The organism is Planococcus sp. MSAK28401 (genome assembly GCF_018283455.1).
Lineage (GTDB): Bacteria > Bacillota > Bacilli > Bacillales_A > Planococcaceae > Planococcus > Planococcus alpniumensis.
In genome coordinates this window covers 574,154-596,401 of the sequence record NZ_JAAMTH010000001.1, presented here as the reverse complement: position 1 = coordinate 596,401, position 22,248 = coordinate 574,154, and the positions used below count along the sequence as shown (strand labels likewise).

The window sequence follows — 22,248 nt, the reverse complement described above, 5'->3', positions numbered from 1 at the left end:
GGTCTCTTTAGATTTTACGCCAATCTTGAAAGCATTGAATCATGTTTTCGAACATCAAATCTTTTGTATCGTCTACCCGATAATGGGCATGGCCCAAATGAGATTGATCGCCGACAGCAACCGAGAACATGCCTGCGCTATTGATCGCATCGACTCCTGCCGCTGCGTCTTCCACGCCAATGCAATTTTCATATGCAACCCCTAACGCGTCCGCAGCATTGGTGAAAGTTTCGGGATCCGGTTTGCCTTTTTGAACTTGTGCGGCGTCCACGATGTAATCGAAATAATCACTGAGTTCCAGCATGTCTAGAATATGCGGTGCATTTTTACTGGCAGACCCGAGCGCAATTTTGACACCTGCTTGTTTGTTGTCATCCAATAAGGTTTTAATGCCGGGGAGGATATGGCCTGGGCTGATTTCTTCGATAAGCTCCAGATAGTAGCCGTTCTTGCGTGCCGCGAGTTCGAGTTTCTTTTCCATAGATAGCGCAGTTTTAGAGCCGCCCAACGCGAGTATAAGTTCGAGCGAATCCATGCGGCTGATTCCTTTGAGGCGCTCATTGAAACGCCGGTCAAACGTGATATCCAGTTCTTCGGCGAGTTGCTTCCACGCCAGAAAATGAAATTCTGCCGTATCGGTAATGACGCCATCGAGATCATAAATGATAAGTTCTGCGGAGTGTGCCATGAGAGTTAAGTCCTTTCTGTTTAGCAATCAATTGCCTGCTAAATTTTTCACGCTCTTCCGTTCGATTAATTGGTGCTTCACCCAGACATGCTGCTGTTTATTCTTGTGTTCTTTAATGTCTTGCAGCAATTGGGCGGCAGTCCTGCCGATTTCTACAAAGTCCTGGCGAATTGTCGTCAGCTCAGGGTGCGTGTAACTGCTGATTACCAAATCGTCAAAGCCGGTCACCGAGACGTCCTGGGGTATTTGCAAGCCGGCTTCTTTGATGGCTTTCATTACGCCGATTGCCATCAAATCACTGAAGCATAGAAATGCTGTTGGCCGATGCCGCTGCAGATATGCGGCGGCAAGCTCATATGCCTTATCTTCCGAAAAACCCCCGTCCACTATATCGACATCGCCAAGACACATGCCATATTCAGACAGTGCTTGCTCAACTCCCCGCATACGTTCTTCATTGACATAGGTCTCGGCCGTGCCGGTAATAAGACAGATATCGCGATGGTTTTTCTCCAGTATATATTTAGTGATTTTTTCACTGGCTGCCGCATTGTCGATCGATACCGTCCCAATAAGTGCGTTCGATGTATCGTTCATGATATCCAGGACGACACACGGCAAGCTAGTATCAATCAATTCCTTATAATACTGGTCATCGGTCCGGATCCCTTGCAAAATTGCCCCACCGATATTTCGCTCGCGGCAATACTGGACATAGCTCTGCATTTTTTGCTGCTGGGAGTCAATAAGGTAGATAGATAACTCAAAATGGCTTTCCGAAATCGCCTGGTAAACGCCCTTGAAAATATCGAAGGCGTTATTGTCTTTTTCGTTGTCATTGAGCACTCCCGAAGAAATCAACCCAAACGTCATCTGCTTTTTTGAAGACAGATTTTTGGCATTGATGTTCGGTGAATAATTCAGTTCCTGGGCTACCGCCAGTACGCGTTGGCGCGTTTCTTCTTTGACGTCCTTGTAATTATTGAATGATTTGGAAACGACACTGACCGATACATTCGCTTTTTTCGCCACGTCTTTGATCGTCGTCATGCCTGTATTCACTTCCTTACGTATTGAAAGATGGTAAATCGTGCTTCATGATGCCGTGTCCTGCGACGCCTTTTCCAAAATTTTCAATGTCGCCTTGTGGAATGCGGCAAACGACATGAACGCAAGCAATGAGCAAAGCATTAAAGGCACCAGCCACAATAACTGGAACACACTGGCCCATATGAGCACTGCGCTGCTCGCTAGAATGGATAAGCTCGCCAGCGGGCGCCCCGCTGAGATGAGAAACGCATTCTTGAACCGGTCGTTGCGGCTCATATTGTAATGGGCACTGATCGACAAGAAATTGACCGTGAAGATAAACATGCCGAGGCCGATGACCAGAAAGAAGAAAGCGATATTATTTTGTATGCTGTAAAAGTAAAAATAATTGTAATACCAGATGAGCCAGGCCGATGCGAAAAATGCCCCGGATTTGACGCTGGATTGGTAATCCGACTTCAAGTATTGAATATACTTTTTGAACGACGAAGAATAATCCCCCTCTACGATCCAACTCCGGACTACTGAAAACACCGTTGCCGTCGCTGGGAAAAACAAAAAGGAGGCAAATAACCAAGCCGCCACGCCGAACCAAATCCAGGCAGCGGGATCACTGATATCGATTGTCACAAGCAGCGTAAAGAATGGCAAGCTTAAAATGAACCACATCAAATTGACGGCAGTCAGCCGCATCACCCACTCACTCGCTGTATACAGCACACCTGCGATTCCTTTCAGTTCCAGCATCGTTACCCCTCCAATAGAGAAGGGCTTATTTAATAGCGCCTTCCCCAATTCCTTTAATAATGTATTTCTGAGCGATCATATAGAATATCACCACGGGAATAATCGTCAAGGTCAGCCCGGCCATGGCCAAATTCCACTCAATGGTGAATTCACCAAAAAAGTAAAAAACGGAAAGCGGGATGGTGCGCAAGCCTTTATCGATTAGTGTCAAAGAAGGCAAGAGGAAATCATTCCATATCAAGATAACATTCAAAATCGCGACCGTTGCAGTGATCGGCGTCAAAATCGGGAAAATGATCCGCCAGAACACGCCGAACTTCGAGGCACCATCGATGGTCGCCGCTTCTTCCAAAGACACTGGAATCGATTTGACGAACCCATGGTACAAAAAGACAGACAGCGCGGCATTAAAACCGATGTTCATGAAAATCAAGCCGCTGAGTGAATTGTACAATGGAATACCGGTTTCTCTCGTAATGCCGGTCACCAATTGCATCAAAGGCATCATGATTGTCTGGAACGGGATAAGCATCGTTGCAATCATCGTCATAAAAATCACGGTGCTGATCCCGTTGCCGGACCGTGCAAGCATCCAGGCCATCATGGAAGACAAAACGATGATGAATACGACTGAAACGACTGTAACGTACATCGAGTTCAGGAACGCATTGAAGAAATCCATTTGGTCCATCGCTTCACTATAGAATTGCAGGCCAAACTCTTTTGGAAACGCTAGGGTGTTCTCATATAATTCCTGGCGGGTTTTGAAAGAGTTGACAAAGATAATGTAGATCGGCGATAAGAAGACGAGCGCCATCAGGAAGAGCAAGATTTCTTTAGACCATGTCCGTATGAACTTCATTACATCTCAACCTCCCGCTTCTTCGTAATATACACTTGCGTCATGGTGATTGCGGCAATGATGACAAAGAAGACAATCGCTTTCGCTTGGCCATAGCCATAATTTCCATAACCGAAAATTTCATTGTAAATATTCATGGCGAACAATTCCGTCGCATTTGCGGGACCGCCGCCAGTCAGCGACAAGTTGACATCGTAAATTTTAAAGCCATAAGAAAGTGTCAGGAACAAGCTGATCGTAAAGGCCGGCATCAAAAGCGGTGCCGTAACGTTCTTAAATCGATCCCATTTGCTCGCGCCATCGATTTTCGCCGCCTCGACCAACTCTCCAGGAATGCCCTGCAAACCTGCAATATATACAATCATCACATAACCCGCCATTTGCCATGTAAAGACAAAGACTAAAGCAAACAGCGCAAAATCTTCATTGTTCAGCCAGTTGAAGAATATCGACTCGAGCCCAGTCACGTCCCCGATTAAAGTGAAGACATCCAGGAATACAAATTGCCAGATATACCCAAGTATCAAGCCGCCGATCAAATAGGGCATGAACAGCATCGTTCTCGCTAAGTTCGCCAGCTTCAGTTTAGAAGTGACAAGAAGCGCAAAGGATAGACCGACCACATTGACCGTCACGACCGACAATACCGTAAACAATACGGTCAGCCATGCCGAGCGCAGGAACCGCTCATCCTCCAGTAGCACCCTGAAATTCTCTAATCCTGTGAAAACCATCGGATTTGCCCCGATGCCATCCCAGTCGAAAAATGCATAATAAATTCCGATGGCAAACGGAATGACAACTACGATTGTAAAAATGATCAATAGCGGAACTGTAAATAACAGATACCAGCCGATATTTTTCCTTTTTTTCACGTCCATCCCTACTTTCAAGTTATTTCTGATTGCTTTTCCTACAGAAAAAGCAGAACACGCCGCTTTAGGCGTGTTCCTATTCTTCAATGGACATCTTGTTTATTGGGCTGCATTCTGCCACGCAGCTTCCAATTCTTCAATGAACTGGTTTCCTGTCATGCTATCATCCACGAAGAAGCTTTCCGCTACTGGCGTAAAGTCGTTAGGGATTACATTGGCAGGATAGTAGTTATGTGACCATGGGATCGTTTCCCCGCTATTTGAAGCTTCCAGTACTGCTTGTGACAACGGATCCAAGTCTCCAGCTTCGATATTCGTCATTGCCGGGATAAACCCAAAATCCTCTACAATGAACTTCTGGCCAGTTTCACTTGTATGGAGCCAATCCAGAAACTCGATCGCTGCGTCGATTTCCGCTTGGTCTTTTTCTCCGTTGACTGCCCAGTTGCTGCCGACGCCGACTGCAAGTTCATCATTTCCTGCAAGCGGGAAAGGTGCCATGCCGACTTCAAAGTCCACATCGAATTCTTCCAACATGCCGGATGCCCAGTTGCCTTGGTGAATCATCGCTGTTTTGCCAGAAGCGAAGTCACCAACTTGTGTATCGTATGTTGTATTGAGCGGAGTTGGCGTGTTCGCTCTGATCGCTTCCATCGCTTCCCCAAATTCGGCGAATTCCGGAGTTTCTGTCAAAGACACCTCACCATTAGACAATTGGTCCATAAATTCGGTTGGGTTTTCCTGGACCGAGAATGGGTAATTGCTGATGTGGCCGATCAGGAAATATGCTTCAGACGAAAGGCCGAACCCATTGATGCCTTCCTCGTTAAATGTCTCCAATGTGTTGACAAACGAATCCATATCCTCGATGTCTGCCGGGTCGACCATTTCTTTGTTGTAAACGATGCCAAACCCTTCAACGCCATAAGGGATGCCGACAACTTTGTCGTCAAGTGCCAATTCCATATCCGGCGCGATGTTCTCGACCATGTCCGTGTCGCTCAAATCATACATATAGGATTCCAACCGTTTCGCTACTTGGGTATTTTCTACACTAAAGATCGATGGGCCGGTACCATTGTTCAGGCGAATCTGCAATTGCTGGGTATAGTCATCGCCTGTCGTTCCGATAACTTCCACATCTACTCCCGTTTCTTCCGTATAGGCTTCAGCTGCAGCTTCAAGCTGTTCAGAAATCTCTACTTTGCTTTGGAAAATCGTGATGCCTTCTGCTGCTCCCGAATCTCCCGAACCTTCTTCACTTCCGCCGCTGCATGCAGCCAGTGTCATTGTTGCAGCCAGTGTCATGCCGGTAACTAATTTTTTATTGAACGCCATGTGTGTTGCCCCCTTTAATTTAGTGGAATACTATAGAAAACAAAATGAATGGCTCATTTTGAAACTATTTTTTTCGGTGATGATAGTGATTTGTTTGGATTGATCGGTATTTTCAAGCGGCGGTCCACTTTATGAACCGTTCCGCCTGATTCGAACTTAACCGGTTGATCGCCGGCAGATGTAACTTCCATAAAATCAGTCATGATTTCCACCTGCAAAGGCTGCCCTTGCCAGTAGATGGTGAATTTCATGCGTTGCCACTGTTTTGGCAGGTACGGGTCAATCCGCAACTTGCCATCAGCGAGCCGGACGCCGGCAAAACCGAATATCGCTGATTTCCAAATACCCCCTATCGCTGCAGCGTGGATGCCTTCATCTGAAGTGTTCATGCCAGGCCCCATATCAATAGCGCACGTTTCCCGGAATAATTTATATGCTAATTCCCGCTCTCCGAGGTCACTCGCCATGATTGCATGGGTGGCGAGGCTCAAGGAGGAGTCATGGAGCGTACGCGATTCATAATAGCGGAAGTTCGCTTTTTTGGCGGCTTCGGAAAAACGCGGGTCGCCGCGAAAAAAAGTCTGGTCGATCAAGTAAAACAGCAAAAGTGTATCTGCTTGTTTTGTTACCTGGATGCCGTTGATTTGCTCGGCGTTGTAATCCCGGTAAATCGTTCTCACCTTCGTCTGGCGCTTATATTTCTCAAGGTCGATTTCCGGCAGCTGTAAGTATGTGTCATCTTGCGGAATCACAAGATCTTCAGCCCGAGGTTCCGGTAAATAAAGCTGTCTTGCTTTTTCTTGCCAGTCGGCATAGTCGGCGTCCAAACCGAAACTTTCCCAGAGCGCCCCTTGTTCTTGAGATAGCTTATCAGCATAGCGCATGGCCAATCTTAAATTGAAGTACGCCATATAATTGGTAAAGGCATTGTTGTTGATATGTTCTTTGTATTCATCCGGGCCGATGACCTGGTTAATATGATAACGGCCAAATTCTTCGTTCCATTCAAGCCGGCTTGCCCAGAATTTAGCGGTTTCAAACACCATCTCATATCCGCATTGCTCCATGAATTCCACATCGCCGGTAACGCTTTCATATTGGTAAACCGCAAATGCGATGTCCGCCGAAATATGCTGTTCGATGAAGCCCGACCATATTTTTGTCTGTTCGCCGGTGACGATATCAATATCGCCCCATACCGGCGTCACTTCCCCATCAGTCGGCCATGCCATTTCCCACGGGTACATGGCACCTGCATAACCGTTCTCTCGTGCTTTCTGCCTGGCTCCCTCGAGGCCATGATAACGATAGGCTAACAAAGACTTGGCCGCTTGTGGATTCGATAGGGTAAAAAATGGCAGGATGAAAATTTCCGTATCCCAGAATGAATGCCCTTTATAGCCCTCGCCGCTCAACGCCTTTGCCCCGATGCCCAACCGGTCATCATGCGCCGGGATCATGGCCGTCAAATGGTAAAGAGAGAACCTGAGCGCCAGTTGATCGACCGCTTCACTGCTTTCCACTTCCACATTGTAGGCTTCCCATACTTTTTGCTGCCAAGAGCGCCGATGTGCTTGGAATAACATATCGTAGCCCTGTGTTACGTGGCCTTTCAGTTGTTCGAGCGAATGCCTGCGCAACTGTGGAAGGCTGTATCCGGATTTTCGTTCTGTATCTCTGCTCGTATGTACCGTCGACAGCTTTTCCATGACAAGCCGGTCTTGTGGGCGCAATTCAAAATCATATGTCATCCATGCTTTTCTGCGCGCCATGTTTTTATCGCCTGGCGTATCGGTGTCCTTGCCGTTGAGTTTAAAAGCATGGACCGTATTATGGACGAGGTCGATTCCGGTTTCATTAGTCGTTTGGACCAGCTGGATAAATCGCCCATCTGATATTTTCCGTTCACCTTCCCTGAAATGCTGGACGCCCGAGTTGGTCATTTGGGCGTCGATACCACTGTCAATCGACACGGCCACATCGTGAGATAGGCTTTCCACTTCCATTTTCATGGCGATTAAGTGCAGATCATCCAGAGAGACGAAACGGCTAAAATGAAAGTGCAAGGTTTTGCCTTTAGGTGAAGTCCACTGGAATGTGCGTGTCAGTTCAGCATCCTTTAAGTTAAGTTGTTTGATGTAATTTTTCGTCTTGCCAAATTCCAATGAAAAACGTTCGCCGTCAACCCGGATATCGATCCGCGTCACATTGGCTGCGTTTGGTAGCTCCGTCACTTCGTTCAGTTCCGCCTTATTGAACGTCCCATTGACGAACAGGTTGCGCTGCTCCGCTAAGTATGGTTCTTCGTTGTCGGAACGGAGCCCCATATAGCCATTGCCGAGTAGCATGACCGCTTCGCTTTTGCCTAAAGCATTGGCTGAAAAATTGGTTTCCGACAAGAGCCAATCTTTATATGCCCCTGTCCCGAGCGAATAATTCATCATTCCAGCCTGCCTCCTTTACAATCCTCAAGTTTCCGAAAACGTTTTAGTTTTTCTGTAAAAGAAAAAGATGGTTTTTCCAGGCTCTTTTTTGACTTGTTGAATCGTCCATGAACCTTACCATCTTCTAAGCTGTGCAAGCGAATATATATACATTTCACAGAATATTAAGCGCTTTCAAGTTAGTATAATCCTTAAATTTTTAATAGTCAAGGAGTATGGTCATCTAGCAGGGCGGACAGATTCCCACCGATCGCTAGTTGAAGTAAAGGAAATAAAAAACACCCCAATAGTTAGGAATGAACTCTAACTTTCAGGGTGCCCTGCCAGGATTGGCGTTATCTTATTGTTCCTGCCCGCGTGGTGCTTTTGGTGGTTGGCATGTGTCGCATTTGCGCTGGTTGTTTTTGTTGAACTTCGTGAAGGTTTTCTCGAAGTTATTGCCGCATGCGCATTTGAACAACAACTTTTGGGAGAATCCGTGATACTCCGTCGACAATAGTTTGCTGTCGGAATTGTTGTTGACAAATGTTCTGATTTTATCGATCGTCCATCGTTTATTCATTTGCTTACACCTCAATTTAATAGTAGAAGAAAGCTTTTGGCGCTTTCCGTCTCAAATGGCTGTTTCATGCCACCTTAAGTTTTCTATTATACCACGCATGGGTGCAACAATTGATGGAAATTGCTTTATTTAGCTTTCGGCTTTTAACAATTGCAAGATAGCGCGCATTAAATAAGGGGTATCTTTTTCCAATTGTTCGATTGTATAGGTGCCTGCGAAGTATTGGATGACCAATCCGTCCACAAAAGCAATCAATAAGGAAGCGCCCCGGCCGTCTTGGATGACCGGATAATGGCTTTGTCCATCAAGTTCCTGTAACTTCTTCTGCACGCGGTCGACCATCCGTTTGAATGAATTGCTGAACGTGTCGACATCTATTTGTTGTTGAGAATAACGGCTCATGGCGGTTTTAATCGTCGCTAAATTCCGTTCGTTATACGACCAGGAATCATATAGAAATGCTTCTATAAATTCTTCTACGCTGTCCGAGTCGTTATTTTCCACAGCATCCAGGTAATCTTCTTCCAGTTTTTTCAATGCTTCATCCATCCGCTCTTTTGAGCTCGTTTGTGCGATGATGTTCGCCTCCTTGTAAATACCAAATTAAGTGGTTCTGGGTTCATTTCCCGATTTGTGAAGCTCTAAACTCTTCAAGCCCCAGTTATTTTCCATAAAAAACGCCGCCAAAAGCTCATGGCTTCTGACGGCATTTTCATATCCAATTTTAGCTGGTCGCTACGGGAACTTCCCGCTTCTCGAATTCATTGAGCAATGCCCGTACTTCATCGGTCGTCTCGGTATGCATCAAATCGTTGCGGAGTTCACCAGCACCGCGTACGCCGCGCACGTAAATCTTGAAGAAACGGCGCAGCGGCTTAAAGGCGATGGGCTCGGTTTCTGTCGAATATTTATCGTGAAGGTCCAAATGCAGGCGCAACAAGTCGAACAATTCTTGCGTGCTATGTTCTCTTGGCACTTCCTCGAAAGCGAACGGGTTATGGAAGATTCCGCGCCCGATCATGACGCCGTCGATGCCGTATTTATCCGCCAGTTCCTGGCCGGTTTTGCGGTCTGGGATATCTCCGTTAACGGTGATTAGCGTATCCGGTGCCACTTCATCGCGCAGCGCTTTGATCTCAGGGATCAATTCCCAATGCGCCGGCACCGCGCTCATTTCTTTTTTCGTCCGCAAATGAATCGACAAATTGGCGATGTCTTGTTCCAGGACATGGCGCAGCCAGCCTTTCCATTCGTCGACATGAGTATAGCCGAGGCGTGTCTTGACGCTGACAGGCAGTCCGCCCATTTTCGCCGCTTGGATAATTTCCGCCGCGTTATCGGGGTAATTGATCAAGCCGCTGCCTTTTCCTTTGGCGGCAACGTTCGGTACGGGACAGCCCATATTAATGTCGACACCTTTAAAGCCTTGCGCCGCCATGCCAATGCTCATCTCGCGGAAATGCTCGGGCTTATTGCCCCAGATATGGGCGACGATCGGCTGTTCATCTTCCGTGAACGTCAAGCGCCCGCGCACGCTGTGGATGCCTTCCGGGTGGCAATAGCTTTCCGTATTCGTAAACTCCGTGAAATACACGTCAGGGCTCGCCGCTTCCGCTACCACATGGCGAAACACCACATTCGTCACGTCTTCCATCGGCGCCAATACAAAAAATGGCTTCGGCAATTCACGCCAAAAATTTTCTTTCATAGTTCAATTCCAATCCTTTCCTTGCGGGATGAAGCGTTCCTTCATCCAAAAATTCACTGTCATCTATAGTAAGAATGCAAAAATATCAAATGGTTCACTACGTCTCGCTATCTTTTCTTAACCTTATACAGTTTACACGATTCTACGCGCTGTGGAAAGAGAGGCGCTCCTGCTTCCGCTTGAACGCAAAAGCCCTTCCCGCAATCCGCAGATTGCCTGGAAGGGCTGAATAGACCATCTTCTATTCACTAAAGCGTTCTTTCATCTTTTGATCCAATCGCTTGAATGCCTGTTGAACCAAATCTGCTGGTATTTCTGCGTACTGGTCTCCCATCGACATTTCAAAATAACACGACCCGCTGTCGATTTCTTTCAAATAACTGGTGATGCCGATCCCCGTTTCTTGTTCAAGCTCCACGATGACCGGTTCTATTTCTTCTTTTGGATGCGCGAAATGGACATGGAACATATTCGAAACCGGCACTTCCGGCAAAGTCGCAATGCTCTGGCAGGAATTAAAGAGTGCGGCCACTCGTTTCGCCGCTTCGTAATAGTCACTCATTTTCCCAGAGCGCTCGTCAAAATAATAATCGGCCGAGATGACATACGGATAGAGGCTGATCAAATCGCCCCCATGTCGCCTTTTCCACACTTTCGACTGCTTCGTGAATGCTTCGTCCCCAGCCAGGATAGCGCCTGCAATTCCGCCAATTCCCTTGTATAACGACAAATAGACGCTATCGAATAGGGCACAAATTTCCGCTGCGGACTTTTCGTAATAAGGAGTAACTTCCAGCAAGCGGGCGCCGTCGAGATGAAGCTTGATCTGGTTGTCGCGGCAATAGTGCGAGATTTGTTCCAGCGTCTCGAAACTTGGCAATTGCCCGCCGATTTCGCGCTGCGGCAATTCCAACAGCACCGCCGCCACCTCTTGGTCCAACTCTGCGACATCTTTCAACTCAACGACACGGTCCGGGTCCGTCAAATACACCGATTCGATGCCATGCAATTCTTTCAAACCGTCTTCTTCATGGATTTCCAAGTGGCTGAGCGGATGGTAGGCCACTCGTTTCAGCCCTTTATCATCACACCAAATCCGCAGCGCAATCTGCTGGGCCATTGTGCCGCTCGGGAAAAAGACTGCCGTCTCTTTTCCTAAAAATGCCGCCATCTTCTCCTGAAAAGCTTCAATGACCTGCCCACTTCCATACAAATCACTTTCAACATCATCAGCGACATCTTCAAAAGCCTGTTTCAACACACCCGCATTGCGCGTGCCGTGATTCGCCAATTGATACCTCGCTTGCTTAAAGGCCGATTGCAGTCGATTGAGTTCAGCCAATGTCCCCACTCCTCAAAACGCTTAATTTTGAACTTAATAGAAAGTATAGCGGTTCTTCCCTGCTTTTTTCGCTTGATACAATGCTTGGTCTGCTTGTTGAAGAAGTTCTTTCAAGTTGCAATCCCCACCGGCAGGATATTGGGCAATGCCGATGCTCGCCGACAGCGGGTAATCGGCTGCCCAATCACTCAAGCTGTCGAGCAGACGGTTTGCCCATTCGCTCAATTCCGTTTCACTTGCTGGCTTAGTGAAATAGACCAGAAATTCATCTCCGCCAAGACGAATCGCCAAAGCATCTGGATGATCTGCAGTAAATCGCTGCAACTTGGAGGCTACTTCTTTCAACACCACATCTCCTGTTTCATGTCCGTATAAATCATTGACCTTTTTGAACCCATCTAGATCGAGAAAGAATACCGCCCCGCCAGCATCGGAATGCCCTTCGAAAAAACGGGCAAGGTAATGCCGGTTATACAGATCCGTCAGCGAATCTCGGTAAGCGAAGCGCTCGAGATCCAAGTAATAGGTAAACATCCGCACAATCCGCTGCAATAAAGTGATGCTTTTTAGATCGAACTGGCTTTTTTCATCATTCACCGCGCATAAAGTGCCGAACCTCTCCCCATTGACGAATGAAATCGGCAATCCCAAATATGAGCGCACATTGGCTGCTTCCAGCTTCTCTTCAAACGCTCCCAATGCATGTCCGTCTTTGACATCCTCATAGACCAATGGCTGCTTGTTCTTGAAATCTATACGGCTGCATAGCGAATCCTCCAAATTCAACACCAATCCCTCCGCTATGGGGATCGTCGTATCGTTCGGCGAATGCTTCAAGATTATTTGCTGGGCTTCACTGATGGAGCTTAAATAAAACAATTGATCCGGCAAAATCTCTTTCGCCAAATCGATCACATCTTCCGCCAGCTCATCGAAATTCTTATACATTTCCAATTCACGAAATGTCACCATAATTAAGCACCTCAATTAGTGTCAGATTTCTTGTTTGCATTCTTTTGGAAAATTAATTCAAGGCTACTGATTAATAGCCAATATTTAACTATATTTATTAAAGCTTAACATAGAACGGCCCCCGGTAAAACGGTCTTCCCATATAGTTAAATTATAAAACCCCGGATGACAGCGTATAAAAACGCAGCCAATCCGAGGTTCATGATGATCTTTCCTGTTTTAATAACTGACCCAGCTCAAGCCGGTCGTGCCTTCTCCGGCATGGACTCCCACACAGACGCTTAGCGGAATGACATCCACTTTAAGGCCGGAAAACTCCTTCATCAATTCGTTTTTCCATGCTTCTGCGCCGGTTTCATTATTGCAATGAATGACCGCCACTTCCGGCACCATCCCAGATTCCATATCCGCGCGCAACGCCGAATTGACACTTTCCTTGGCGCGTTTGTTCGAACGGACTTTTTCTTTCATTGTCGTGACGCCGTCAACAAAAGTGATGACCACTTTGATGTTGAGGATATTGCTGAGAAATGCCTGCGTCCCTGACACTCGCCCGCTTTTATGCAATTGATTCAAGCTTGATGGAATGAACGACAAATGCGATTTAGCAGTCAATTGATTGATCGTCTCCACGACTTCTTCCGGTTCTTTTCCGGACGCGAATAATTCATTGCCGATTTCGATCATTTTCCCCATCGGGAACGAACCGATTTTTGAATCGACCGGATACACTTTAAAGTCTGCCATCTTAGCAGCTGATTGCGCACTGGCAAACGTTCCGGATAGCCCGCTCGACAAATGAAGCGCTACCGCAAAATCATAGCCTTCAGACTGCAATTGTTCATATAAAGCAACCATCTCCCCGATGGCCGGCTGTGAAGTTTTCGGCGACACTTTAGCCGCACGTAATTTATCGTAAAATTCTCCCTGTGTCAGGTCGATCGACTCGCGATACGACCCGTCGTCAAACACGACACTAAGGGGCAATACGTAGACATTATGCCTTTGGATGAACGCATCATCCAATTGCGCTGCTGTATCCGTGATCCATGCTATTTTTTTCATTCAAAAAATCTCCTCTAGATGCAAATTCCATATCGGAAGCAGTTGTCTGCTCTAGTTAACGTACAGGAGGCGCGGCATTAGCGGCTAGTGACAGATGTCACATAAGCGAAAATTAATGTAAGCGCCGACATATTTTGCACTTATATCCGTTATTTCTTTCCAATTATAAAAAGGAAAAAGCCGCGGATCCCAAGGGATCAGCGGCTCCATCTTATTTAACCGGTTGTTTTTGTGTCTGCTGGCCAATCGCAAAATCAGCAAGCGCCGGAATGAGCATATCTTCCATCGGCGGGTTGTGAAGTCCTGCCCGCACATCGCGGTAATAGCGCTGCAAAGGCGATTTTTCCGACAGGCTGTGTGCACCCGCGACCCGCATCGCTAGATCCACGATGTCGACCGCTGAATTCGTCACCGCGACTTTCACGGCCCCGAGTTCCGCAGCCATCTGCGAGCGCTGTTCGTCGTCCGATTCGTCCCATTGTTTCGCTACGGAATAAAGGAAATGCCGCGCCCGCTGCAACTCCATTTCGATTTGGCCGATCTTTTGTTTCACATTCGGCAGCTCGATGATCGGCCCGTTCAAGCTATTCGGCGAATAATCCTGCGCAAAGCGGATTGCGTAATCCTGTGCCGCTTGGGCGATTCCGAGATAGCACGCCGGAATATGGAGCAGCCATCCAGCTGGCTGCTTTTTCCCGGGCACACTGATCTCGACCAAGGCATTTTCCTCCACATGTACATTCGTCAACACCAAATCATGGCTTCCGGTGCCGGTCATGGCCACGCTATCCCAAGTCTCGTCGATTGCTATGCCTTCAGCCGACCGTGGAATGAGGAAATAGCCCACTTCCCCGGTTTCTTCAATTACAGCAGTCACATTAAAGTAATCCAATACCGGCGCCATCGACGTAAATGACTTGCGCCCGTCAATCACCCACGAATCGCCAATTTTTCTGGCGGTGGTCGACGGTTTCCCGCCTCTTGTCGGGCTGCCGGTCTGCTTTTCAGTCGCGCAATTATTAATCAACGCGCCACGCGCTTTGATGTCGTCAAATAAGGCCACAAGCACCGACTCGTCCCATTTATCGGTCTCGCCCAAATCTTTGACGATGCCCATATGCCAGCCGATCGATAATCCCGTCGACCCGTCCGCGCGGCTGATCGCTTCCTGATAGCGCAGCATCTCCGACAAGGAAATACCTGCTCCGCCGTATTGTTTTGGAATCGTCAACGCCGGGTAATTGATCGCTTTCAGTTCCTCAAAATTCTCAAATGGAAATTCTCGTTCCAAATCATTGTGCGCCGCCCGTTCCGTAAACGGTGCGACGGTTTCATTCAATATGTCCATGCGTTCTTCAAATGTCTTCGCTTTTGTGATATCCATCATTCTTCACCTTTCTCCTATCTATTGCGTCCATTATCATGAAGCCGTTTTCTACTTTATCCAAAGATTATTGATGCACCGAGTATAAGCCTTGGAGCGTGCTCGGCACAACTGCGTTGCCTGTGATGCTATATCCGCTTGATCTATGAAGTGCTCGCATCAATCGAACCATCCCGCATATTCTCGGGAAAGTCGTCGTATCAACTTTATACCCTTAAATGATCTTTTTAATTAACCCGATGCTTCCTATTCCTTTGCTACTCGAAGAATAGTGTATAATCTTCACTTGAGTACACTTATAATTCTAAATACTCTAAGAAATTTCTGGCTTATAAACTGCTTTTTCTTTCACTTCAAGGACTGGTACGATTTCAGGAGCGTTTAATTAATAACATTTATTTCAATGGAGGGGTTCATATGAAGTACACAGTTATCACAGGCGCCAGCTCAGGAATTGGATATGAAGCGGCATTGGCTTTCGCATCACGCGGCAAAAACCTGATTATTGTCGCAAGAAGAGAAGCCGAGCTTAATAATCTAAAAGAGAACATTCAAAACATGAACACCGATCTCGACGTCATTATCAAGCCGACAGACCTATCTGAAAGCGAGCAGGTCCATGCGTTTTATGAAAGCCTTAAAGACTACGATATTGAAACCTTCGTGAACAACGCAGGCTTCGGAAACAGCTCAACCGTCGCTGAACAGGATGTAACTAAAACGGAAAAAATGCTTCGCGTAAATGTAGAAGCACTCACCACGCTTTCCACTCTTTACGCACGCGATTATGCGGACCAACAAGGCGCGCAGCTCATCAATGTCTCATCAGACCTCGGCTACCGACTCGTGCCAAATGCCGTTACATACGCTGCGACTAAATTTTACGTCAGCGCATTTACCGAAGGCCTGGCCCAGGAGCTGCAGGATAACGGAGCTCAGTTAAAAGTGAAAATACTCGCACCATCCATGACAGAAACCGAATTCGTAAAAACGGCGCGGGAACTTGATGAATTCAGCTATGGCGACAATGTGCAGAAATTCCATACTGCAAAAGAGATGGCTCAGTTTATGCTGGAGCTTTATGATAGCGAACAGATTGTTGGCAAGGTCAATAGTGAGACCTATGAGTTTGAGTTGATGGATCCGGTTTTTCAGTATACTTCGAGGAAGTAAGCTCTCTTATAGTTCCGATACCAAAAAAATCCCTTCTCACATCATGTGAGAGGGGATTTTTTATAATGGGTTGATGACTTACATCATGCCGCCCATTGAAGAGTAGCTATTATAGTCTTGTATGGGGTATCGAAAACCCTACTATATAGAAGGTTTTCATTTTTTGTTCGTATAGTTTTTCATGGAAAATCATTTCATTGTTGCCGGATTGTTGCTCATAAAAAAAGAAAACCGAAGCTCCTCTCTTGCATTTTTATTATTCACCTTTTAATGAATTGTACTCTGCTGCAAGATCCTTCGACTCTCTTACATACTCGAGACCAATTCTCGAGTAAAAATTACCGTACTGTTGAGAAACTTTCTCTAGAATAGGGCTAGTTGGTCGAACTCTATTCCCGTAATTTTGCGCATATTTACTCAATAATTCATAAGGAATTGTATATGTGCTCTTAAACTCAATTAGATGAGACTTTTTAAACAACACATCATCCTTATGGAGTAAGTAAAAACTGTGTACTTTCTGCGCATTTACATTGTGCACGTTTTGTAACTTATATTGGCTAATATCATTTATAGCTGCACATACCACAGATTTAACTGGCAAACGGCCATTATCCCTTGATAAATCACATGCCTGAGTCAGGACTATTAAATTTGTAGTATTCACTTTGTATTTTACAGTAGCCTCTATTCCTTCTTTTGTTACTTCTACAACTTTATCAATACTTTCGGGGTCAGGGAGCATGAGTGGGAAACCGAAGAAGATATCCCCTTGACTGATGTCTTCTGTCGAGAAAACTTCACGATATAAAGCTGTAGTTGTGTTTTCTTCTGTCATTATCCTCTATCTCTCCCATCAAACAGGCGCCCCCCAGTTGCTTGTTGCATAGAAAGCTTTTTAGAGTCGTTTGAATTGTCTACAGTATCAAAATCGTCTGCATATACAAAGTCGAAATCATCATCAGAAGCTGCTGGTAAATGCCCCCCATAAGAAAGAGTCACGTAAATGCTCTTAGAGTCATTTGAATTGTCCACAGTATCAAAATCGTCTGCATATACAAAGTCATTCTCTTCTACATTTTTAGCCTCTAATAAGGAACTCTGATATATAGGTTTATTCATCTCTGTCAAATTTATTAATCTAGGCTTAGGTTTTTCTAGAACATTAGGTTTCGCAGAGGAAAATAAGTTGTGTCTCTTAACTTCAACACTTGGTGCGGTTTTTTGTTTACTACTTAACTCTTGATCCTTTAAAACATGAACATTCGTATAGATTCCCGAAGTAGATGCAACTACCACTAAAACAGCAGTTGTTTTTATAAAAGTATCTATAAAACTTCTCTCGTTAACAGCGACGCTTGTTGCTCCTATTCCGCTCATTCCTTTTCACTCTCCTTTCTTAAGATAACAGGGAGGAAAAATTCACCTAATAATTCTCCATCGAAGAACACTTCTACCTTGTACAAACCTTGGCCTCTATATTCAACATCATTAAATTCTATAGCCATTGTTGCACCATTCAGTAGCTCTTTCGATGGAAACTCTCTTGATAAGTCACCACTAACGTCTTCGCTTTTTTCGATAGTAAACTCTTCAGTTTTAATCAGTTCTTCCTCGTGAGGATCTTTTATACTAAGAAATACATTATGATCCTCGAATCTAGAAAAACTAGTAATTGAGTACAAAATAGCGAACCCAAATAAACTACTAGAAGTTGAAACTCCTTCTATAAATGGGATCTGTGATGAACCCGGCTTAAATTGTCCCGGCTCACAAAATACAAAATTAGTTACTTTAGGCATTTATATACCTCCATTAATACATTCATGCATACATTAATACAGTTTAGAATACACGAAAAAGGTGCGAGTAAACTACCTCAAACACCTCTAAAGACTACCGTATACCTGCTGTATACATATTCTATACCACCGATAGCCTAATTGTACACTCCATAAATTTCCATTTGAAATACCGATATGTCAGGAAGAGTTGTTATAGCTTTTCCTTACGCATTTAGTACCCCAGAGACCTTTAGAACCACTATAGAGAGGTTTTTTCATTAAAATAGTACATTAGTTGCTTTTAAACTTATTGTCCCTCTAGGCCACTTTCAATGCGTTTTAGCGAGGCCTACACATTCGAAAAAAACTTGTGAAATATTTGTGAAAGAATCTTTTTTAAACTTTAAATGCAATGATTCTATCTGTGTGGGAATATATCAAAGTAATAATAAAAACGAGCATCCACTCGGAAACTCGTTTAATCACTTCTATTTAAGTTCGAGGATAAAACCTTTTTTGTGAGTATCTCTATCTTTGGCATAATACTCTGCATCAGAACTTTCAACACCCAATCTCTCCAGCACTTTAACAAGTCCTCTTGGCCCTTCGCCAGCATACCCAGAAGACAATCCGTCGTTAATCGTTAATGTTTCTTCCGTACCTTTGATGATGGTCTGGTACATAGTTTCAGATTTCAATCGCTTATGCTCAATTGATTGAACCTTCCCTAAGAATTCGAGGTTGTTCTCAAAAAACTTTACAGCTTGTTTGGTTTCTGAAGCGTTATAAGTAATAATAATATTTCCCCCATTTCATTTGATACATATAATTACGAATAAATGGAAGAAAAGTTTCAAGATAGTTAAAATTTTTATTACTACTCACCGCAATTAAATTAAACCGAAAGTTTCCTTCATTTTAGCTTTGGCTAGTTCTTTAAATACCTCAAACGTAACCTGCCCAGTCTCCAAGCCTTTCTCTTTGATAGTAACCTTAATTTTCTTCCATACTGTATCACTCTCAATAGCACTTAAATAATCCTGTCCGTACCAAGTTAACTCCGGGGCATTCAATAACGCGAATCCACTTTTATAACTTCGCTTTTTATAGGTTATTAAGCCAGCCTGCTCCATTATTTTCAAATGATACTCGTATTTTAAATGTTGCGAGACTGCCATTTTATCACTCTCGAAGGTAAATGTTTTAAAATCTCCTCTTCCTTTGCCCTCAGAGAAATCAATTAATAGCTTTCTTACGTATTCCATATCTCTTTTCAACGAGGTGTCCTCCTTACATTTTTAAAACAATAGCGTCTGTCCACGCGTTTATTTTGCTACCACTCTTCCATGATTTGCTGCATGACCGTTAAGCTCTGTTCGTAAAACCAAAACCGCTTACCTTTCCCCTTCCGCCGTTCCAGCAACTTCATGCGTGGATCGCGCAGAAACTCTTCTTCGAGAAACGTCTTGCCCATGCACGTGCGTTTGGCCATCTCGTTTATGTCCCACAAGAAGAGAGTCTCCTGGATAGCCTTGTCGATTCGATCATTAACCTGTTTGCGAATTTCATCGTGATTGACATCTACCTTCACTTCAATGAACGGCAATTAAGCACCTCCTTCCCTGGAATTTCTTTCGTCTCAGAGAAATATACGAGAAAATCTCTCATCCAAAAAATCACTCATTCTCTTAGCTTGAAACGCCCAAGGCTGCCCCTTAGTCTTCGGATAAGCCACAAAGCCTCCGTGCTCGATATCCAACACTTTTCTGAATTTCTCTGGATAGAGCACGTTTTCTTTCAACCATGTGGCCTTCCTGCCTGTACGCTTCTCAAGCTCTTTTATATTCCAGTAAACGCCGCGCAGCTCATTGCCTTTCAATTCTTCGTATTCTACTTTAGTGATCAATACGTATTCAGCTGGTATCTCGACTGAAAGCTCGACGTTTAGTTTTTGCATCCGGATTCGCCTTCTTCCTTTTTCAGGAGATCCCTTCTTTTCTGCTCCTCTGCAAGAATACGAGGCACAGAAGTTTTAAGCATAAACTGTCGCATGGCTTCGAGGGTCTGCGGAGAAATATCGGGTTTTTTGCTTTTCATTCAATTCATCCTTTCCGGCTTTTTTCAGCAATCACTATCCCTTTTGGTTTTATATTTATACCTAAGTATTCTCTTACCTTCTGCGAATTTCCTCTACTAGAATTCTTCTATCAGAAAAACTCATTTACTCCCGTCTTACACACCCCTCTGAGCCTCCCGTTTAGGGGTGTGTAACTAGGGGCTGTGTAACCCACACCCCATTAAACCCTTGGGAAAACTGGATATATTGACGAAAAACAACGCCTACTACTCTCCTTATAAGGAAGTCCATTTCAGGTGGAGAAAGGCGCTGCTTGAAACAGGTACTTTCTCGGCATTTCAAGGACTTCTTTTATGGGGGTGTGCCTGGGTAATCAGCAGTCTAATTTGGATGGAAATTCAGTTTTTTACATGGACTGGCCGGAGCGGGCGTAATACATAAATAATTAATTCGTACTCCTCTCTCTGTATGTCCAGTAGTTTTCAAGAGAACTTTAACTGACATCCTTCTAATTACACATTTTTCACTTTAATTTTTCTTCCACTCTTCTTTTCTGCTCTTCTGCAAGGATACGAGGAACTGAAGTCTTGAGCATGAACTGCCACATAGCACTAAGTACATGCGGCGGTATATAAGGTTTCTGTTGCTTCACTAGGGATCACTCCTCCTTTTTTTGAAATCATTGCAGCCGGTTACTGTTATATTTCTATACTCCGAACAGACGCCCGTTCACTATAATCCCATTCCAAGACCGACTAACGTAGTGCTGCTCGCTCATCCCCTTACCACGCTCGTCAGAAATTACAGTACTTCGTCCTGTTCTGCTAGGTACTCCTTCTTCAATTTCTCCATACTCCTGTTTATATAAGATTCGATTAGGGGTTTTCTGAGGTTTTCGCTTCCTGTTTTATATGCGCTTTTCGGATTGTATCCTGCGTTTACTGCTGCTTGAGTAATCTCTCCGAGCCGGATGTACTCGTCTGCAAATCGTTGCTGCTTGACTGTCAGTTTCACCATTTACCACCAACTTTCAGGTTATTTACCGTTTTACGACATAAGAAAAACGCCTCCGGATTGGAAGCGCTAAGGCTAAAATGTTCTGTATTCGATTGCTTTTCGTACGAAATTCTCTGAAGGAAACTTTACTATCTCTCCCGCTTCATCCTCAGTCAGGTACCCCTTTTCAATAAGTTTGGCTGTCAAACGTTCAAACCGAAGCTCATTAATTAAAGTTCGATCTTCTATATTGACACTGAAGTTATCACCATAATCTTTTTCTTCCTGCTTCTCGTCAAAAAAGCTTGATACAATTGGCCCTTTAATACGCACACCGTCATCTGTTTTTCTATGACTGATAAGTCCGAATCTGACTAGACTTGGTGAGCCATCAATTTCTAGGGTGAAATACTGCTCTTCACTTATGGATATGGCTACAAGAAAGTCTTTAAACTTTTCAAACTCCTCTTCCGTCAAAGTATCTTTGATGTCATAAACGTCCTTTTCATCTCTGAAATAGGTATCTGCTTCGATATTAACTTTTAACTCTCCTGGAATCAACCATGCCTCCACTTAAAACAACCCCTTGTATAATTAACTTCTTCCCTAGATATAACTCCGACACTTACTTTACGTTTACTTAGATACTTTTTTCAACTAATGGCGGTATTCCAGCGCCTTTAGCCAGAATTTTAGAATACTCGTACAGAAAATCGGATAATTGATTTAGCCCTTCTCTGATCTCATCATCTCGCTCCCAGACTTTGTAATGATTCATAAGCGAAACCCCTTCATTACGAGTTTCTTCATGAGATAAGAGTATAGGATGCCATTTAGTTAAAAACGGCCTGAGAAAATCATTCAGGACACTCACCGCTATATAACCCAAAGACAAATCACCTTTCCCCGGAGAAATCGCAATACCCGGCCCATATCTCTTAAGAATCCCTCTCGTTTCGGCAAAAATAGCATACAGAGATGAAAGGGCCTCCCTAACGTTGCCCTCATCTTCTTTAAGACCTACCACCGAGACTCGAGTAACAAGTTCTACGTAAATCTCCCAAGAAGCGTCCTGTTGATTTTCATTAGGCTCCCATTCTCCGGAAATGCTAGCCATGTTAGGTATACCTAAAGAAACCGTGAATTTATTAGGTGTACGACTCATCTTATTACCTCCAATA

The 22,248-nt window shown here is 44.8% G+C and carries 27 protein-coding genes; 1 reads left to right on the top strand and 26 read right to left on the bottom strand.

Going from position 1 to position 22,248, the window contains the following annotated elements:
* Positions 1 to 7: 7 nt before the first annotated feature.
* From pgmB to G3255_RS03125, 14 genes are all read right to left on the bottom strand, one after another.
* On the bottom strand, positions 8 to 688 hold the full coding sequence (gene pgmB, locus G3255_RS03190; RefSeq protein ID WP_211653252.1) for a beta-phosphoglucomutase: 681 nt from the start codon (positions 686 to 688) through the stop codon (positions 8 to 10).
* A gap of 27 nt (positions 689 to 715) precedes the next feature.
* Positions 716 to 1,738 (bottom strand): LacI family DNA-binding transcriptional regulator, encoded by a 1,023-nt coding sequence (locus tag G3255_RS03185; RefSeq protein ID WP_211653251.1) that lies wholly within the window; start codon positions 1,736 to 1,738, stop codon positions 716 to 718.
* A gap of 45 nt (positions 1,739 to 1,783) precedes the next feature.
* The gene (locus G3255_RS03180; RefSeq protein ID WP_211653250.1) at positions 1,784 to 2,485 is read right to left on the bottom strand and encodes a YesL family protein; all 702 of its coding nucleotides are present in this window, start codon (positions 2,483 to 2,485) and stop codon (positions 1,784 to 1,786) included.
* 25 nt (positions 2,486 to 2,510) lie between these two features.
* The gene (locus tag G3255_RS03175) at positions 2,511 to 3,347 is read right to left on the bottom strand and encodes a carbohydrate ABC transporter permease (protein WP_211653249.1); all 837 of its coding nucleotides are present in this window, start codon (positions 3,345 to 3,347) and stop codon (positions 2,511 to 2,513) included.
* Positions 3,347 to 4,228: a carbohydrate ABC transporter permease gene (locus G3255_RS03170; protein ID WP_249222054.1), complete on the bottom strand. Its 882-nt coding sequence runs from the start codon at positions 4,226 to 4,228 to the stop codon at positions 3,347 to 3,349. Before G3255_RS03170 ends, G3255_RS03175 begins: the two co-directional genes overlap by 1 nt.
* A gap of 93 nt (positions 4,229 to 4,321) precedes the next feature.
* Positions 4,322 to 5,560 carry an ABC transporter substrate-binding protein gene (locus G3255_RS03165; protein WP_211653247.1) on the bottom strand — a complete coding sequence of 413 codons (1,239 nt, stop codon included), beginning with the start codon at positions 5,558 to 5,560 and terminating at the stop codon, positions 4,322 to 4,324.
* A 53-nt stretch (positions 5,561 to 5,613) separates the two neighbouring features.
* Positions 5,614 to 8,004, bottom strand: a complete 2,391-nt coding sequence (locus G3255_RS03160; RefSeq protein WP_211653246.1) for a glycoside hydrolase family 65 protein — start codon at positions 8,002 to 8,004, stop codon at positions 5,614 to 5,616.
* 340 nt (positions 8,005 to 8,344) lie between these two features.
* Positions 8,345 to 8,566, bottom strand: coding sequence for a hypothetical protein (locus G3255_RS03155; protein WP_058381746.1), 222 nt, complete (start codon positions 8,564 to 8,566; stop codon positions 8,345 to 8,347).
* A gap of 129 nt (positions 8,567 to 8,695) precedes the next feature.
* Positions 8,696 to 9,115 (bottom strand): hypothetical protein, encoded by a 420-nt coding sequence (locus tag G3255_RS03150; protein ID WP_211653245.1) that lies wholly within the window; start codon positions 9,113 to 9,115, stop codon positions 8,696 to 8,698.
* Between the two features lie 175 nt (positions 9,116 to 9,290).
* Positions 9,291 to 10,274, bottom strand: coding sequence for a tRNA dihydrouridine synthase (locus G3255_RS03145; RefSeq protein ID WP_211653244.1), 984 nt, complete (start codon positions 10,272 to 10,274; stop codon positions 9,291 to 9,293).
* 241 nt (positions 10,275 to 10,515) lie between these two features.
* Entirely contained in the window at positions 10,516 to 11,616 is a 1,101-nt protein-coding gene (locus G3255_RS03140) for a threonine aldolase family protein (protein ID WP_211653243.1), read from the bottom strand.
* 33 nt (positions 11,617 to 11,649) lie between these two features.
* Positions 11,650 to 12,588: a sensor domain-containing diguanylate cyclase gene (locus G3255_RS03135; RefSeq protein WP_249222053.1), complete on the bottom strand. Its 939-nt coding sequence runs from the start codon at positions 12,586 to 12,588 to the stop codon at positions 11,650 to 11,652.
* 219 nt (positions 12,589 to 12,807) lie between these two features.
* Positions 12,808 to 13,653, bottom strand: a complete 846-nt coding sequence (locus G3255_RS03130) for a DegV family protein (RefSeq protein ID WP_211653242.1) — start codon at positions 13,651 to 13,653, stop codon at positions 12,808 to 12,810.
* A gap of 211 nt (positions 13,654 to 13,864) precedes the next feature.
* A complete protein-coding gene (locus tag G3255_RS03125; protein WP_211655738.1) occupies positions 13,865 to 15,037 on the bottom strand; it encodes an acyl-CoA dehydrogenase family protein in 1,173 nt (390 codons plus the stop codon).
* 417 nt (positions 15,038 to 15,454) lie between these two features.
* On the opposite strand from G3255_RS03125, the gene G3255_RS03120 reads away from it, so the two are divergent.
* Positions 15,455 to 16,210, top strand: coding sequence for an SDR family NAD(P)-dependent oxidoreductase (locus tag G3255_RS03120; protein ID WP_211653241.1), 756 nt, complete (start codon positions 15,455 to 15,457; stop codon positions 16,208 to 16,210).
* 256 nt (positions 16,211 to 16,466) lie between these two features.
* On the opposite strand, the gene G3255_RS03115 is transcribed toward G3255_RS03120, so the two are convergent.
* The 12 genes from G3255_RS03115 to G3255_RS03065 all read right to left on the bottom strand — a co-directional run bounded on the left by G3255_RS03115 (position 16,467) and on the right by G3255_RS03065 (position 22,232).
* Positions 16,467 to 17,048, bottom strand: coding sequence for a hypothetical protein (locus G3255_RS03115; protein WP_211653240.1), 582 nt, complete (start codon positions 17,046 to 17,048; stop codon positions 16,467 to 16,469).
* Entirely contained in the window at positions 17,048 to 17,590 is a 543-nt protein-coding gene (locus tag G3255_RS03110; RefSeq protein WP_211653239.1) for a hypothetical protein, read from the bottom strand. Before G3255_RS03110 ends, G3255_RS03115 begins: the two co-directional genes overlap by 1 nt.
* Entirely contained in the window at positions 17,587 to 18,012 is a 426-nt protein-coding gene (locus tag G3255_RS03105; protein ID WP_211653238.1) for a hypothetical protein, read from the bottom strand. Before G3255_RS03105 ends, G3255_RS03110 begins: the two co-directional genes overlap by 4 nt.
* A 470-nt stretch (positions 18,013 to 18,482) precedes the next feature.
* Entirely contained in the window at positions 18,483 to 18,692 is a 210-nt protein-coding gene (locus tag G3255_RS03100) for a hypothetical protein (RefSeq protein ID WP_211653237.1), read from the bottom strand.
* Between the two features lie 192 nt (positions 18,693 to 18,884).
* Complete coding sequence (locus tag G3255_RS03095) at positions 18,885 to 19,271, bottom strand: DUF2513 domain-containing protein (protein WP_211653236.1); 387 nt, start codon at positions 19,269 to 19,271, stop codon at positions 18,885 to 18,887.
* A 56-nt stretch (positions 19,272 to 19,327) separates the two neighbouring features.
* Positions 19,328 to 19,600 (bottom strand): hypothetical protein, encoded by a 273-nt coding sequence (locus tag G3255_RS03090; RefSeq protein ID WP_211653235.1) that lies wholly within the window; start codon positions 19,598 to 19,600, stop codon positions 19,328 to 19,330.
* Between the two features lie 33 nt (positions 19,601 to 19,633).
* Positions 19,634 to 19,951, bottom strand: coding sequence for a DUF771 domain-containing protein (locus G3255_RS03085; protein WP_211653234.1), 318 nt, complete (start codon positions 19,949 to 19,951; stop codon positions 19,634 to 19,636).
* A complete protein-coding gene (locus G3255_RS03080) occupies positions 19,939 to 20,091 on the bottom strand; it encodes a hypothetical protein (RefSeq protein ID WP_211653233.1) in 153 nt (50 codons plus the stop codon). The genes G3255_RS03085 and G3255_RS03080 overlap by 13 nt, the downstream gene beginning before the upstream one ends.
* Positions 20,092 to 20,594: 503 nt before the next feature.
* A complete protein-coding gene (locus G3255_RS20210; RefSeq protein WP_283092910.1) occupies positions 20,595 to 20,723 on the bottom strand; it encodes a hypothetical protein in 129 nt (42 codons plus the stop codon).
* 149 nt (positions 20,724 to 20,872) lie between these two features.
* Positions 20,873 to 21,088 carry a terminase small subunit gene (locus G3255_RS03075; protein WP_249222052.1) on the bottom strand — a complete coding sequence of 72 codons (216 nt, stop codon included), beginning with the start codon at positions 21,086 to 21,088 and terminating at the stop codon, positions 20,873 to 20,875.
* 72 nt (positions 21,089 to 21,160) lie between these two features.
* Positions 21,161 to 21,640 carry a hypothetical protein gene (locus G3255_RS03070; RefSeq protein WP_211653232.1) on the bottom strand — a complete coding sequence of 160 codons (480 nt, stop codon included), beginning with the start codon at positions 21,638 to 21,640 and terminating at the stop codon, positions 21,161 to 21,163.
* A 67-nt stretch (positions 21,641 to 21,707) separates the two neighbouring features.
* On the bottom strand, positions 21,708 to 22,232 hold the full coding sequence (locus G3255_RS03065) for a hypothetical protein (RefSeq protein WP_211653231.1): 525 nt from the start codon (positions 22,230 to 22,232) through the stop codon (positions 21,708 to 21,710).
* Positions 22,233 to 22,248 lie beyond the last annotated feature (16 nt).

Coding starts and splice junctions, on each gene's coding strand:
- G3255_RS03110 (WP_211653239.1), bottom strand. CDS start 17,590: ATGAGCGGAATAGGAGCAACAAGCGTCGCTGTTAACGAGAGAAGTTTT.
- G3255_RS03125 (WP_211655738.1), bottom strand. CDS start 15,037: ATGGATATCACAAAAGCGAAGACATTTGAAGAACGCATGGACATATTG.
- G3255_RS03115 (WP_211653240.1), bottom strand. CDS start 17,048: ATGACAGAAGAAAACACAACTACAGCTTTATATCGTGAAGTTTTCTCG.
- G3255_RS03075 (WP_249222052.1), bottom strand. CDS start 21,088: ATGGTGAAACTGACAGTCAAGCAGCAACGATTTGCAGACGAGTACATC.
- G3255_RS03155 (WP_058381746.1), bottom strand. CDS start 8,566: ATGAATAAACGATGGACGATCGATAAAATCAGAACATTTGTCAACAAC.
- G3255_RS03145 (WP_211653244.1), bottom strand. CDS start 10,274: ATGAAAGAAAATTTTTGGCGTGAATTGCCGAAGCCATTTTTTGTATTG.
- G3255_RS03135 (WP_249222053.1), bottom strand. CDS start 12,588: ATGGTGACATTTCGTGAATTGGAAATGTATAAGAATTTCGATGAGCTG.
- G3255_RS03150 (WP_211653245.1), bottom strand. CDS start 9,115: ATGGATGAAGCATTGAAAAAACTGGAAGAAGATTACCTGGATGCTGTG.
- G3255_RS03120 (WP_211653241.1), top strand. CDS start 15,455: ATGAAGTACACAGTTATCACAGGCGCCAGCTCAGGAATTGGATATGAA.
- G3255_RS03165 (WP_211653247.1), bottom strand. CDS start 5,560: ATGGCGTTCAATAAAAAATTAGTTACCGGCATGACACTGGCTGCAACA.
- G3255_RS03185 (WP_211653251.1), bottom strand. CDS start 1,738: ATGACGACGATCAAAGACGTGGCGAAAAAAGCGAATGTATCGGTCAGT.
- G3255_RS03130 (WP_211653242.1), bottom strand. CDS start 13,653: ATGAAAAAAATAGCATGGATCACGGATACAGCAGCGCAATTGGATGAT.
- G3255_RS03085 (WP_211653234.1), bottom strand. CDS start 19,951: ATGCAAAAACTAAACGTCGAGCTTTCAGTCGAGATACCAGCTGAATAC.
- G3255_RS03160 (WP_211653246.1), bottom strand. CDS start 8,004: ATGATGAATTATTCGCTCGGGACAGGGGCATATAAAGATTGGCTCTTG.
- G3255_RS03065 (WP_211653231.1), bottom strand. CDS start 22,232: ATGAGTCGTACACCTAATAAATTCACGGTTTCTTTAGGTATACCTAAC.
- pgmB (WP_211653252.1), bottom strand. CDS start 688: ATGGCACACTCCGCAGAACTTATCATTTATGATCTCGATGGCGTCATT.
- G3255_RS03080 (WP_211653233.1), bottom strand. CDS start 20,091: ATGAAAAGCAAAAAACCCGATATTTCTCCGCAGACCCTCGAAGCCATG.
- G3255_RS03105 (WP_211653238.1), bottom strand. CDS start 18,012: ATGCCTAAAGTAACTAATTTTGTATTTTGTGAGCCGGGACAATTTAAG.
- G3255_RS03180 (WP_211653250.1), bottom strand. CDS start 2,485: ATGCTGGAACTGAAAGGAATCGCAGGTGTGCTGTATACAGCGAGTGAG.
- G3255_RS03170 (WP_249222054.1), bottom strand. CDS start 4,228: ATGGACGTGAAAAAAAGGAAAAATATCGGCTGGTATCTGTTATTTACA.
- G3255_RS03175 (WP_211653249.1), bottom strand. CDS start 3,347: ATGAAGTTCATACGGACATGGTCTAAAGAAATCTTGCTCTTCCTGATG.